The organism is Nocardiopsis rhodophaea (genome assembly GCF_039530945.1).
In the GTDB taxonomy this organism is placed as follows: Bacteria; Actinomycetota; Actinomycetes; order Streptosporangiales; family Streptosporangiaceae; genus Nocardiopsis_C; species Nocardiopsis_C rhodophaea.
Genome location: NZ_BAAAPC010000032.1, coordinates 37,338 through 49,014, shown reverse-complemented (window position 1 = coordinate 49,014; position 11,677 = coordinate 37,338). Strand labels below are relative to the sequence as shown.

The window sequence follows — 11,677 nt, the reverse complement described above, 5'->3', positions numbered from 1 at the left end:
GGGCTCGATCAGGGCCCACTGCTCGTCGGTGAGATCGCCTCGCGCCATGACTGACGATCTATCAAGGCCGGGCCCCGACGCGCAGGCGATCTACCGAACTGGTGGTCCGAACTCCAGACAGGGCCTAGGTGCCTACGGCGACGACCACATGGACCGGCCCGAACTCGTGTCCATCGCCCGCCGCCGCGTCTACGAGCGGATCGGCGTCCAGTTCACCCCCGCGACCACGGTGCTCGTCGGCGACAACGCCAACGACATCCGGGCCGCCCAGGAGGGTGGCGCCCGCATCGTCGCGGTCGCCACGGGCGACACCGACGCCGCCACCCTGCGATCGCTCGGCGCCGACACTGTTCTCGACGACCTCTCCGACACTGAGGCCGTGCTGGACGCCCTGCTCGGCTGAGCGCGGGGAGCGGCTGGGCAGAGAAGCGGCGCCGGAGGCTCCCCCCGAAGACCTCCGACGCCGCGGTCACCGGCGGACCCGACGTGGCGCGATCCGCGGACGCGCTCATGCCGTGTGTCCGTATCCGCCTGGCTGTCTCCTTTGTGTGCCTGTGTTCCCGCTCTTTCGGTGCGGTAGCGCCCGCCTTAGGTGGCGGCCGTGCGTTCCGCGCGGTCAGCCTGCCCCGGCGACGACGTCCTCGACGGTGACGTGCACGATCCTGCCCATCGCCAGCGGGCGGACCTGCTCCCGGATCTCGGCCGCGATCTGCGGCGGCGGGCGCCCGTAGCGCACGACCACGCCGACCTCGACACTGTTCGGGCGCACCGCGACGCCGATGATCCGCCCCTCGGGGCCGGGCGTGACCGTGGTACGGAACGCGCCGGCCGACAGGTCGACGACGTCGGGGAGGCTCCGGGCCGTGGCCGCGATCCGCTGAGCGATCGCCGCAACGTCGTGCTGCGCCTCGCCCTCCATGGCATCCTCACCCGCGATCGGCCCATCGAACCTCCACATCACTCATGGTAACTGGAGAATCACTAGAAGTAGAGAATCTTGGGTGTGATCGATGAGAATACTCCGCGACCGCCGAAGATCACGGTGATTCCCTGAGAAAAGCTGCCCGACGAGACCGAATCCCCGCGCTCATTGGCAGCCGGAATCTGAGCAGTCGGCCGTGGCGGGTGCGGGGTGGCCCGAACCGAACGCGCCTAGCGGAACACCACCGTCTTACCGCCGTTGAGCAGCACACGCCGCTGGGCGTGCCAGTTGACCGCTCGGGCCAGCGCCAGCGACTCCAGGTCGCGGCCGATGGCGGTCATCTGCTCCGGCGTGTGGGTGTGGTCGACCCGCGAGACCTCCTGCTCGATGATCGGGCCCTCGTCCAGATCGGCCGTCACGTAGTGCGCGGTCGCGCCGATCAGCTTCACGCCGCGGGCCTGCGCCTGGTGGTAGGGGCGGGCGCCCTTGAAGCTCGGCAGGAAGGAGTGGTGGATGTTGATGATCTTCCCCGGCAACTTCTCGCACAGGTCCTCGGAGAGCACCTGCATGTAGCGGGCCAGCACCACCAGATCGACGTTGTAGGAGCTGACCAGCTCCAGTAGCCGCGCCTCCTGCTCGGCCTTGGTTTCACGACGCACCGGCAGGTGGTGGAAGTCCAGGTCATAGGAGCGTGCCAGGAACTCCAGGTCGGGGTGGTTGGAGACCACGGCCGCGATATCGATGTCGAGCAGTCCGCTGCGCTGCCGGTAGAGCAGATCGTTCAGGCAGTGCCCGAACTTCGAGACCATCACCAGCATGCGCGGGCGCACCGCGCACCGCCACAACTCCCACTCCATGTCGAAATCCCCGGCCAGCGCCGCGACGTCACCGCGCAGCACGTCCTCGGCCACGACCTCGCCCCCGGCCATGGGCTCGGCGACGAACTGCACGCGCAGGAAGAACCGCCCGGTGTAGTGGTCACCGTACTGCTGGCTTTCGGTGATGTTGCACCCGTGCCCGTTGAGGAGGTTCGCTACCCCGGCGACGATGCCCCGGCTGTCGGGACAGGACAGCGTCAGTACGTACTCGCGATCACTCATGGGTCGCAACTCTCCCGGGCTACATCGTTCTGCTGGCAGGGGACGATCTTCCAGGTTATCCGCCCCACGGAACCGCCCGCTGGCGAATACGGCGACCCGCACGTGACAACCATCGCGTAATACATGAATATCTCTCATAATTTGTGGCATGCCTCACCGCACAAGCAGAACCCGCGACATCTACGACACCGCTACCGCACACCTGGAGCCGCCCTTCGCCGCCGTCGACCTCACCGCGTTCCGCGCGAACGCCGCCGGTCTCGCCGCACGCACCAACGGCGTCCCCATCCGCCTGGCCAGCAAGTCGATCCGCTGCCGCCACCTCATGCGGGAGGCCCTCGCCCTCCCCGGATACGCCGGAGTCCTGGCCTTCACGCTCCCCGAAGCGATCTGGCTGGCCACCACCGGCGCCTCCGACGACACGGAAGGCGCTCAGGACGTCGAGGCCCCACTGACCGACGACATCCTCGTCGCCTACCCCACCGTCGACACCCACGCCATCGCCCGGCTGGCCGCCGACCCGCGCGCCGCCAGCTCCATCACGCTCATGGTCGACGACGTCGCCCACCTTGACCTCATCACCCAGGCGGCCCCGGACCCCGCCCACCCCATCAAGGTCTGCATCGACGTCGACACCAGCTGGCAGCCCCTCGGCCCGCGCCTGCGCATCGGCGCCCACCGCTCACCCATCCGCACCCCCGCCCAGGCCGCCGCGCTCGCCCACGCTGTCACTCGCCGCCCCAACCTCCTGCTCGATGGCGTCATGGCCTACGAGGCCCAGATCGCCGGCGTCGCCGACACCCAGCCCGGCAACCCCCTCTACGGGCGCGCCATGCGCTGGATCCAGCACCAGTCGCGGATCGAACTCGCTCGCAGGCGCGCCGCCATCGTCGGTGCCGTCCGCGACGTCGCCGACATCCGCTTCGTCAACGGGGGAGGCACCGGCAGCGCCCACCTGACCAGCCGCGAACGCGCCGTCACCGAGATAGGCGCCGGGTCCGGGCTCTTCCAGCCGGCCCTCTTCGACCGCTTCAGCGGCGTCACCGGCCGCCCCGCGGCCTTCTTCGCCCTCCCGATCGTGCGCCGCCCCGGCCGCGGCTACGCGACCGCCCTCGGCGGGGGCTACGTCGCTTCCGGCCCCGCCACCGCCGCGGCGCTCCCCCAGCCCTACCTTCCCGAAGGGCTCGCCTACAGCCCCAACGAGGGCCCGGGAGAAACCCAGACGCCGCTGCGCGGAGCCGCCGCCGACCGGCTCTCCATAGGCGACCGCGTCTGGATGCGCCACGCGAAGTCCGGGGAGCTGTGCGAACGCTTCGCCGAGCTGCACCTCATCGAGACCGATCCCGCCGACGGGTCCGGTACCGCGGCGGCCGGCGCCTCTCGCGTCGTCGGGACCGTCCCCACCTACCGAGGTGAGGGACGCACCTTCCTGTGACCTCGGTCCGCGCCTGTGGCCGCGAGCCGAGACCCGTCACAAACGCGGCGGGGGCGCGGGCTTTCCAGCCCGCGCCCCCGCCGTGAACATCGATACCGGTCCGGTTCTGCCCGGCCCGACCGCGGCGCTGTGTCCTCTCGCTGAGAGCCGCCGCGCTACCGCTTGCGCTTGCGCCGCCACATCGCGATCGCACCGACGGTGACCACCACGCCGACACCGACCCCGAGCAGCACCACCTCGGGCGGCAGCTGGCCACGCGTGGTGTAGGTCGACACCACCTCGTCGTCGCCCTTGAGTCGGATGCTGCCCTCGGGCGGCTCCTCCACATGGCTCTCGACCCGGACCGCGCCGCCCCCGGCCACCAGCGCACGTGCCTCTTCGGCCAGGTACGTGCCGGTCCGGCGCACCTGGTCCCAGCTCCGGCGCGCCACGTTTCGGGGGTTCGTCCGGTCCGAGATCTCATCGATCGCCCACGCCAACCGCTGCTGTGTGCGCTCGATCTCCGCCTGCACACTGGCAGGGTCCCGGCGCGCCCCCGCGGGGTCGCGATCCTCCATACAGCCGCTTCCTTCCGCTACCGCAGGGTCGTCTGAGTTGATTCCGCGGGCGCAGCTGACTCTGTCCCGTCGACCACGTCATCAGACGAGCGCGTGAAACCCAACGCGCCTTCGATTCCGTCCACGACACGGAAGAAGTCCCGCGTGGACAACCACAGTTTATAGACGATCGCGATCTCGAAGGCGAGTAGCAAAACGCCCATGACGACGGTAATCCACCCGATTGCCGCACTCGACACCACCCCGACGAGTGGGGCGATCACGAACACCGCCATCTGGAACTCGATGCCGCTGACCAGGTGCGTTCGGATCCGCCGCGCTCGCAGGTGATCCCAGGCCCGCTGGTACCACGGGAACCGGCTGCGGAACTCCTGGTGCAGGTCGACCTTGGGCAGCGACACATCCGGCTGCTTGCCGCTGGCACGGGCGCAGCGCGCCTCGTTCTCCGTCTGCGTGCGCAGGATCTGCTCCAGGACCGAGATCCCGTGCCGCAACACCGCCTGCTCCCCCTGGTCGCTCATGGGGCGGCCCTGGCCCGCCGCCTCCTCCGGCTCCAGCATGGACAGCGTCGCTCGCGCGCGCTCCAGCGCCCCGGCGATGTGCGACCGCATCTCGCGGCGCACCTTGTAGACCTGCAGCGCGTTCAGATAGCGCAGCATGTCCAGGAAGACCACGGCCAGCGCGAGCCAGACGAACACCACGTGCCCGGTCAGCACGTACTGGCCCCCCATGAGCGCGATCGCGGCGATCAGCACCCGGAACCGGTCGAACACGTAGTCCATCCACGAGCCGAACAGCGACTCCCGGTCCGTCAGCCGCGCCAGCTTGCCGTCCGTGCAGTCGAGGAGAAAGCACAGGTAGTACAGGACCGCCCCGACGACGAGGTACTTCCACGTGCCGATCGCGAAGCACGCGGCGGCCCCCAGCCCCAGGAAAAGGGCGGCCACGGTGACCTGGTTCGGCGTGACCGACGTGCGGTTGGCGATCACCCTGACCAGGCGGATCGCCGCCGGATCGACCAGCCCCACGGTCCACCACGAGTCACGCTCCCGACACGTGCGTTCCCGGACGTCGTCCAGAGTGAAATCAGCCATCGTTGCCTGAACTCCCAAACGCGAGGCGGACGTGCTCCGGACCTGCGGCATCGACTGCAGCGCCGGAGACTATGGGGGATGTAGCGCCTGAGTCTAAGTACAGGACGCCGCCCTGGTGGGGGTGCGCCGGATACACGAGTTCGGACAACAATAGGCCATCGCCGACCAGGATCAACCCATTGCGGATCAACCGAGTGCGGATCGCAACCGAAGCGCGTCCCTGACACCCCCACATGGGACGAATCCGGAAGCCGCCCCTCCACCCGCCCCCGGGCGTGCCGCACCCACCGCACTTCCCCGCGGGACCGGGGCCGGTGCCGCTCCCCTCCAACAACGGGCGGCGCGGACGACAGCACCCGTGAATAGGCTGATCACGACAGCAGCCACCGTGACACAAGGAGAACTGTGAGCGACTCAACCGTCCGCCTGCAGCCCGGCGACGACGCACCCGACTTCACCCTCAGCGACGCGGACGGCAACCCCGTCACCCTCAGCGAACTGCTGAAGTCCACGGGCAAGCGGGTCGTGCTGTACTTCTACCCGGCGGCCATGACGCCCGGCTGCACCACCCAGGCCTGCGACTTCCGCGACAACTTCCGCGACTTCGACGCCGCCGGGCTCACCGTGCTCGGTATCTCCCCCGACACCACGGACAAGCTCGCCGCGTTCCGCGACAAGGAGGGCCTGACCTTCCCCCTCCTCAGCGACCCGGACAAGGACGTCCTGCGCGCCTACGGCGCGTTCGGTGAGAAGAAGAACTACGGCAAAATCGTCCAGGGCGTCATCCGCTCCACCCTGGTCATCGACCCCGACGGCAAGGTCGAGAAGGCCTTCTACAACGTGAAGGCAACCGGCCACGTCGACCGCATCAAGCGCGAGCTGGGAATCTAGCTCCTGCCCGGACCGGTAGAGGACGGGTCGCCCCGGAACGCCCTGGGCGGCCGCTCCTCTCTGCCCGCGTGTTCGGGGCGACCGAGAACACATCAGTGTCTCCGACGGAGTCGGCGGCAGCGTCGGCCACCGCCACTGGCGCCCGCCGAGGTCCCGGCCCGCCTCAGGCCGGGGGCACACGAGCGCTCATCAGTCCTCTCGACGGTGACCGGCATGACCACGAACGGGCCAACTTGCGGTTCCTGTGTCCGAACTGCCATTCTCAGACCGACGACTCCTTCGGCCGCTCGGCGGACACGACGAGGGCGGGGTCGCCTATGGGGCCGTAGCCCAACGGTTAGAGGCAACTGTTTTAGGGGCAGTCCAGTGCGGGTTCGAATCCCGCCGGCCCTACACGAACGAGAGGCGCGGGACACGATGTCCCGCGCCTCTCGCGTTTGGTCGGATGGTCGGGCGCTACCTCGACACCAGCATCCACACCACGAAGGCGACCAGGACGAGCACGCCGAGGATGACGGCCGCCGCCACCGGCAGGATGTTGCTGGTGCGGTGCTTACCCGAGCTGGTCAGGCCCAGCGTGTCGGTGGATTCGCGGATTGAGGTGAGCATGTGGCTCACCGACTCGGGCCGGTGCCGCTGCAGGCGCTCCTGCAGGTGGGACATCCCCTCCGACATCGACTCGTGCAGCGTGTCGCGCAGCGCCTGCGCACCCTGGATGAAGTGGTCGCGGGCCGACTCGTTCTGGTCGTTCTCCGACTGGGCCGGGATGACCGGCTGCGCTCCCGTCTCGGCCGTGTTCTTGGCGGTCTCCGGACTGGTCTCCGGCGCCCACGGGGCCAGGGCCGCGATGCGCAGCATCTTGGTGGCGTTCTCGTGGGTCAGCCGGTCGGCGGGCTTGACGTGCAGCAGCCCGGCCAGCACCGGTGCAAGCGGGCCGGCGTTGGTCGCCGCGGGCGGCTCCTCCAGCTCCACGCCCTTCAGGATGCGGATGTAGCCCTTGCGGTCGTAGGGCGGGTGCCCCTCGACCGCCGCGTAGAGCGTGGCGCCCAGCGACCACAGGTCCGACTCCGGCCCCACCGGCCCCGCCTTCGCGCGCTCCGGCGGGATGTAGGAGGGGGAGCCGATGATCCGGCCGGAGCTGCTCAGCGCGGACTCACCCGTCCACGCCGCCAGGCCGAAGTCGGTGAGCACGACGCGCCCGCTCTCGCTGATCATCACGTTGTCGGGCTTGACGTCGCGGTGCACGATGCCCTCATCGTGCGCGACCTTCAACGCCTCGATCAGCTGCAGGCCGATCTCGGCCACGCGCTGGTAGGGCAGCGGACCGACCAGCCTGATGATGCCGTCCAGGGTGCGGGCGTTGATGAACTCCATGACGATCCACGGGCGATCGTCCTCGTCCACGACGTCGAGCACGGTGACGACGCCCGGGTGGGTCAGGCGTGCGGCCACCCGGGCCTCGCGCGTCGTGCGCTGCAGCAGCGATTCACGTTCCGCGGAGCTCAGGTCCGTGGGCAGCCGCAGCTCCTTGACGGCGACCTCACGGCCGAGAACCAGGTCGGTAGCGCGCCAGACGGTTCCGACACCGCCGCGGGCGACCTCTTCCAGGAGCTGGTACCGCCCCTTGAGGACACGCTCATGACGGCGGGCCTCAAGCGTGCTCGGGCGCGCGGACTCCAGCGGCTGGTCCTGCCGCTCTGCTTCGGGCTTCTCTATGGAGGACACGGCTAGTCGCGAGTCTGATCACGGGCCACGTCGGCCTCCTGCGGGCTCTTCCGGTCGCGGTCGCGTCGGTAACTGGTCGGATCACTCGTTATATCAGCTGTGAGCGGCGTCCAAGCTGGTAGTTGCAAGATCCGGCTCACATGGGTTCGGTATCGTTATCTCGCCCAAAAGCCCCTTATGCGAACACTTACCGCTCTTTTACTTGATCTTGCCCATAGCGGATATCTCAAACGGAGCGGGACCCGTCAGCTCCGCTCAGGTCCACAGTGTCTCGGGGTCGCGCACCTCGACCGGCCCGAACCCGGTCTCGCGCAGCGGCCCCTCCAACTGCCCGGCGTCACCCACCACGACCGCGACGAGCTCATCCGGATGCAGGTAGTCGACGGCGGCCTGACGCAGATCCTCGGCAGTGACCCGCTCGAACCCGGCGCGCAACCGGTCGATGTGGTCCTCGGGAAGGTCGTGCACCACCATCTCCACCATGGCGTAGGCGAGGCTGCGCGCGGTGGAGTAGGTCACCGGTAGCCCGACGGTGTTCGACTCCCGCACGGCCGACAGCTCGGTTTCGGTGACGCCACCCGTCCGCAGCTTGTCGATCTCCTCCAGCGACGCCGTGATCGAGTGGGCGGTGGTGGGCGCCTCGACCTGGGTGCTGATGCAGAACACCCCGCTGTCGCGGCGCAGGTCGAACCGGCAGCCGACGCCGTAGGTGTAGCCGAGCTCCTCGCGCAGCTTCATGTTCAGCCGTGAGGTGAACATCCCGCCCAGGACGTCGCTCATTCCCTCGGCCCGGGGCAGGTCGATCTCGGAGCGGGACGGCGCGTGGTGCGCCATGAAGATCGCCGACTGCACGGAGTCGGGACGGTCCAACAGCAGGATCCGCGGCAGCTCTCCGCCGGCACGCTCCGGCGCGGTGACCGGTCCCGCCGACGCCGGGGCCGCGTCGCCGAAGACCGTACGGCCCAGCGCCTCCAGGTCGACATCGGCCAGGTCACCCACGACGACCAGAGTCCCGGCGACACCGGCGATGGAGGAGGAGTGGAACTCCGTGACGATCTCAGGGGTGACGTCGGCGAGGCGCACCGGACCGCCGTTGAGCGGGGTGGCGTACCGGCCGCTGAACAGCTGTCCGCCGACGGCGCGGCTGGCCAGGGTCGAGGGCTGGGAGGCGTCCAGCCAGAACCGCTCCAGCAGCTGCTCGCGGCGGCGCAGGACATCGTCGGTGCGCAGCGCGGGGGTGCGCACCGCCTCGGCGAACAGCGCGGTGGCGTCTTTGATCCGGTTGACCGGGGCGTCCACGCCGGTGACGAAGGCGTCCCAGCTCACCCGCGACACCCATTCGGCGCCGTGCCGCTCCAGCGCGGGGGCCAGGGAGCTGTTGCCGTGGATGCCGTCTTCGAGCACCTCACCGGTGAGGGTGGCCACGCCCATCCGGTCGAGGGGTTCCGCGGCGCCACCCGCCGGCTGGACGAGGCGAATCGCGGCGAAAGACTGGCCGGGCACGTCGATGGCGATGACACTTCCCCCGCCGACCTGGAGTCGCTGCGGCTTGGGGAAGGTGTAGGGCTGGGCGGCGCCGAGCTCGGGACGGGTCTTCAGCATGAGAGGAAACGACTCTTTTCTTCGGCTTTGAGCACGCTGACCGGGACGGACATGGATGGCTGCGGATGGGCCGCCCACGGGCCGGGCGACCGGAGGCGGATCAGGCGCCGGCGGACGCGCCCGCGGCTGCCGTGGCTTCCGGGGCCTCCTCGGGGTCGAAGCGCACGGTGAGCCGGTTCTCCGGAGCGAGGAGGCGCTTGGCGGCGGCGACGACCTCGTCAGCGCTGATGTCGGTCCAGCGCTGCGGCCAGGTGTAGGCGAGTTCGGGCTCGTCGAAGAGCATGGTGCAGCTGCCGACAGCGTCGGCGAGGCCGCTGGGGTGGGCCACGGTCTGCAGGTGGTCGCGCTCCAACACGGCGCGGGCGCGCTCCAGCTCCTCCTCGGTGATGCCTTCCTCGGTCATCAGGACGATCTCTTCGAGGATCGCCTCCTCCAGCGTGTCGCCGCTGACGCCCTCGCGCGCGATCATGTTCACCAGCATGAGGCTGGGCGTGTAGCGGAACGGGAGGAGGTCCGCGGCGCTGCCGCCGTCGTCGGCGGCCAGGCCGCGCTCGACGACGAGCCGCCGGTAGAGGCGGCTGCCCTGGCCCTGGCCGAGGACGGCCGAGGCGAGGTGCATCACGTCGAAGTCGCGCTCGCCGTAGGCGGGGACGCGGAAGCCGAGGAAGACCGCGGGGGCCGGGACGGTCTCGACGACCCGGTCGCGGACAGGGCCGCCGATCGGGCCCTCAAGGGCGGCGTCGGGCGCCTCGGCCACGGTCTCGCGAGCGGGGATACTCCCGAAGTAGCGCTTGACGCGCTCGTGAACGTCCTCGGGGTCGAGGCTGCTCACGACGGTGAGGACGAGGTTGTCCGGGCCGTAGTGGCGCTTGTGGAAGGAGAGGACGTAGTCGAGGTCGGCGGCGTCGAGGTCCTCCATGGACCCGATGGTCGCGTGGTGGTAGGGGTGGCCCTCGGGGTAGCCCAGCCGCAGGATGCGCTCCAGGGCGGTGCCGTAGGGAACGTTGTCGTAGCGCTGGCGGCGCTCGTTCTTGACGACGTCGCGCTGGTTGTCGAGGACCTCCTGGGTCATACCGTCCCGCAGCGTGGCCAGGCGGTCGGCCTCCAGCCACAGGACGAGGTCCAGCGCGTGCTCGGGCACGGTCTCGTAGTAGTTGGTGCGGTCGGTGGAGGTCGAGGCGTTGATGTCGCCGCCGAGCCGCTCCACGGCGTCGAAGTGCTCGCTCTTCTTGACGTTGCCGCTGCCCTGGAACATGAGGTGTTCGAAGAGGTGGGCGAAGCCGGTCCGGCCGGGGACCTCGTGCCGGGATCCGACGCCGTACCAGAGATTGACCGCGGCCACCTGGCCGGTCGCCGCCGGGGCGGTCACCAGGCGCAGCCCGTTGTCCAGTGTGAAGCGACCGATCTGTCCCGCCGTACCGTTGGTCGTCACCAGTTCATGCACCCCTTGCCGCGCCGATCGTGCTATTCGTCTGCCCACCGAGCCTATGTCCTCAGCGCGCCTCATGCGCACGCATACACGAGAGAAAAGTGGTGCGGGGCCGGGCTTTTGCCGCCGCCCACTGGCGCCGTGGACGCGGGCGCAGGGGCGTGCAGGCGGGGCGATCAGCGCACCCGCCGCAGCACGCGGAGTGATCCCACGGCGCGCTCTTCGGTGAAGTCACCGGAGTCCAGCGCCCGCCGGTAGATGTTGTAGGGCGGACGCCCGCCATCGGCGGGGTCGGGGAAGACGTCGTGGATGACGAGGGCGCCGCCGACGACGACGTGCGGGCTCCACCCCGCGTAGTCGGCCTGTGCGGCCTCTTCGGTGTGGCCCCCGTCGATGAAGACCATGCCCAGTGGCGTGTTCCACAGTCGGGCGACGTCGGCGGAGCGGCCGACGACGGCGATGACGCGGTCCTCTAGCCCCGCAGCGGCGATGGTGCGGCGGAAGTCGCGCAGCGTGTCGAGCCGACCGGTAGCCGGGTCGACCATGTCCGGGTCGTGGTACTCCCAGCCCACCTGGTGTTCCTCGGAGCCGTGGTGGTGGTCGACGGTGATGACGGTGCCGTCGGCCCGGCGGGCGGCCGCGCCGAGGAACACGGTGGACTTGCCGCAGTAGGTGCCGATCTCCAGGACGGGTCCCAGCGGTGCGTAGGCCAGCGCGGTCTCGTACAGGGCCGTGCCCTCGTCGGAGGGCATGAAGCCCTTCGCCTGCTCGGCCACGCGCAGCAGGTCAGCGGGCATCGTCGTGGTCACGGTGGCCTTTCTTTCGGTGATCGGCGTTCTCGGCGGGCGGCCGTTCCGGGTCGGGGCCGGACGCAGTCCCGCCGAGCACGTTAGTCGCAGCGCGACGTGCCGCGAGGCCCGGC

At 69.7% G+C, this 11,677-nt stretch carries 11 protein-coding genes and 1 tRNA gene; 4 read left to right on the top strand and 8 right to left on the bottom strand.

Annotated elements, in window-relative coordinates; genetic code table 11:
* Positions 1-46 precede the first annotated feature (46 nt).
* Positions 47-403, top strand: a complete 357-nt coding sequence (locus tag ABD259_RS24735; protein WP_344165581.1) for an HAD hydrolase-like protein — start codon at positions 47-49, stop codon at positions 401-403.
* 213 nt (positions 404-616) lie between these two features.
* Here the strand turns inward: ABD259_RS24735 and ABD259_RS24730 are convergent, their stop codons facing one another.
* Together ABD259_RS24730 and purU are read right to left on the bottom strand one after the other, a co-directional pair.
* Complete coding sequence (locus ABD259_RS24730) at positions 617-958, bottom strand: hypothetical protein (protein ID WP_412759357.1); 342 nt, start codon at positions 956-958, stop codon at positions 617-619.
* A 194-nt stretch (positions 959-1,152) separates the two neighbouring features.
* Positions 1,153-2,022, bottom strand: a complete 870-nt coding sequence (gene purU / locus ABD259_RS24725) for a formyltetrahydrofolate deformylase (RefSeq protein WP_344101409.1) — start codon at positions 2,020-2,022, stop codon at positions 1,153-1,155.
* Between the two features lie 148 nt (positions 2,023-2,170).
* On the opposite strand from purU, the gene ABD259_RS24720 reads away from it, so the two are divergent.
* Positions 2,171-3,457, top strand: a complete 1,287-nt coding sequence (locus ABD259_RS24720) for an amino acid deaminase/aldolase (protein ID WP_344165579.1) — start codon at positions 2,171-2,173, stop codon at positions 3,455-3,457.
* Positions 3,458-3,612: 155 nt separating this feature from the next.
* On the opposite strand, the gene ABD259_RS24715 is transcribed toward ABD259_RS24720, so the two are convergent.
* Together ABD259_RS24715 and ABD259_RS24710 are read right to left on the bottom strand one after the other, a co-directional pair.
* The gene (locus ABD259_RS24715; RefSeq protein ID WP_344101413.1) at positions 3,613-4,014 is read right to left on the bottom strand and encodes a DUF3618 domain-containing protein; all 402 of its coding nucleotides are present in this window, start codon (positions 4,012-4,014) and stop codon (positions 3,613-3,615) included.
* Between the two features lie 17 nt (positions 4,015-4,031).
* Entirely contained in the window at positions 4,032-5,108 is a 1,077-nt protein-coding gene (locus ABD259_RS24710) for a CDP-alcohol phosphatidyltransferase family protein (RefSeq protein ID WP_344101415.1), read from the bottom strand.
* 405 nt (positions 5,109-5,513) lie between these two features.
* Here ABD259_RS24710 and bcp point away from each other — a divergent pair, with 405 nt between their 5' ends.
* Together bcp and ABD259_RS24700 are read left to right on the top strand one after the other, a co-directional pair.
* Positions 5,514-5,999: a thioredoxin-dependent thiol peroxidase gene (bcp, locus tag ABD259_RS24705; RefSeq protein WP_344101417.1), complete on the top strand. Its 486-nt coding sequence runs from the start codon at positions 5,514-5,516 to the stop codon at positions 5,997-5,999.
* A 319-nt stretch (positions 6,000-6,318) separates the two neighbouring features.
* Positions 6,319-6,392 (top strand) — tRNA-Leu (locus ABD259_RS24700).
* A 63-nt stretch (positions 6,393-6,455) separates the two neighbouring features.
* Here the strand turns inward: ABD259_RS24700 and ABD259_RS24695 are convergent.
* The 4 genes from ABD259_RS24695 to ABD259_RS24680 form a co-directional block, all read right to left on the bottom strand.
* Positions 6,456-7,679, bottom strand: a complete 1,224-nt coding sequence (locus tag ABD259_RS24695; RefSeq protein ID WP_412759365.1) for a serine/threonine-protein kinase — start codon at positions 7,677-7,679, stop codon at positions 6,456-6,458.
* A gap of 300 nt (positions 7,680-7,979) precedes the next feature.
* On the bottom strand, positions 7,980-9,326 hold the full coding sequence (locus ABD259_RS24690; RefSeq protein ID WP_344101421.1) for a M16 family metallopeptidase: 1,347 nt from the start codon (positions 9,324-9,326) through the stop codon (positions 7,980-7,982).
* A gap of 100 nt (positions 9,327-9,426) precedes the next feature.
* Entirely contained in the window at positions 9,427-10,758 is a 1,332-nt protein-coding gene (locus tag ABD259_RS24685) for a M16 family metallopeptidase (protein WP_344101423.1), read from the bottom strand.
* A 173-nt stretch (positions 10,759-10,931) separates the two neighbouring features.
* A complete protein-coding gene (locus tag ABD259_RS24680; RefSeq protein ID WP_344101790.1) occupies positions 10,932-11,552 on the bottom strand; it encodes a class I SAM-dependent methyltransferase in 621 nt (206 codons plus the stop codon).
* Between the last annotated feature and the right edge of the window lie 125 nt (positions 11,553-11,677).

What these genes read in the sequence shown, in the direction of transcription:
- ABD259_RS24710 (WP_344101415.1), bottom strand. Translation starts at nt 5,108, where the DNA reads ATGGCTGATTTCACTCTGGACGACGTCCGGGAACGCACGTGTCGGGAG.
- ABD259_RS24735 (WP_344165581.1), top strand. Translation starts at nt 47, where the DNA reads ATGACTGACGATCTATCAAGGCCGGGCCCCGACGCGCAGGCGATCTAC.
- purU (WP_344101409.1), bottom strand. Translation starts at nt 2,022, where the DNA reads ATGAGTGATCGCGAGTACGTACTGACGCTGTCCTGTCCCGACAGCCGG.
- ABD259_RS24690 (WP_344101421.1), bottom strand. Translation starts at nt 9,326, where the DNA reads ATGCTGAAGACCCGTCCCGAGCTCGGCGCCGCCCAGCCCTACACCTTC.
- ABD259_RS24680 (WP_344101790.1), bottom strand. Translation starts at nt 11,552, where the DNA reads ATGCCCGCTGACCTGCTGCGCGTGGCCGAGCAGGCGAAGGGCTTCATG.
- ABD259_RS24730 (WP_412759357.1), bottom strand. Translation starts at nt 958, where the DNA reads ATGTGGAGGTTCGATGGGCCGATCGCGGGTGAGGATGCCATGGAGGGC.
- ABD259_RS24715 (WP_344101413.1), bottom strand. Translation starts at nt 4,014, where the DNA reads ATGGAGGATCGCGACCCCGCGGGGGCGCGCCGGGACCCTGCCAGTGTG.
- ABD259_RS24720 (WP_344165579.1), top strand. Translation starts at nt 2,171, where the DNA reads ATGCCTCACCGCACAAGCAGAACCCGCGACATCTACGACACCGCTACC.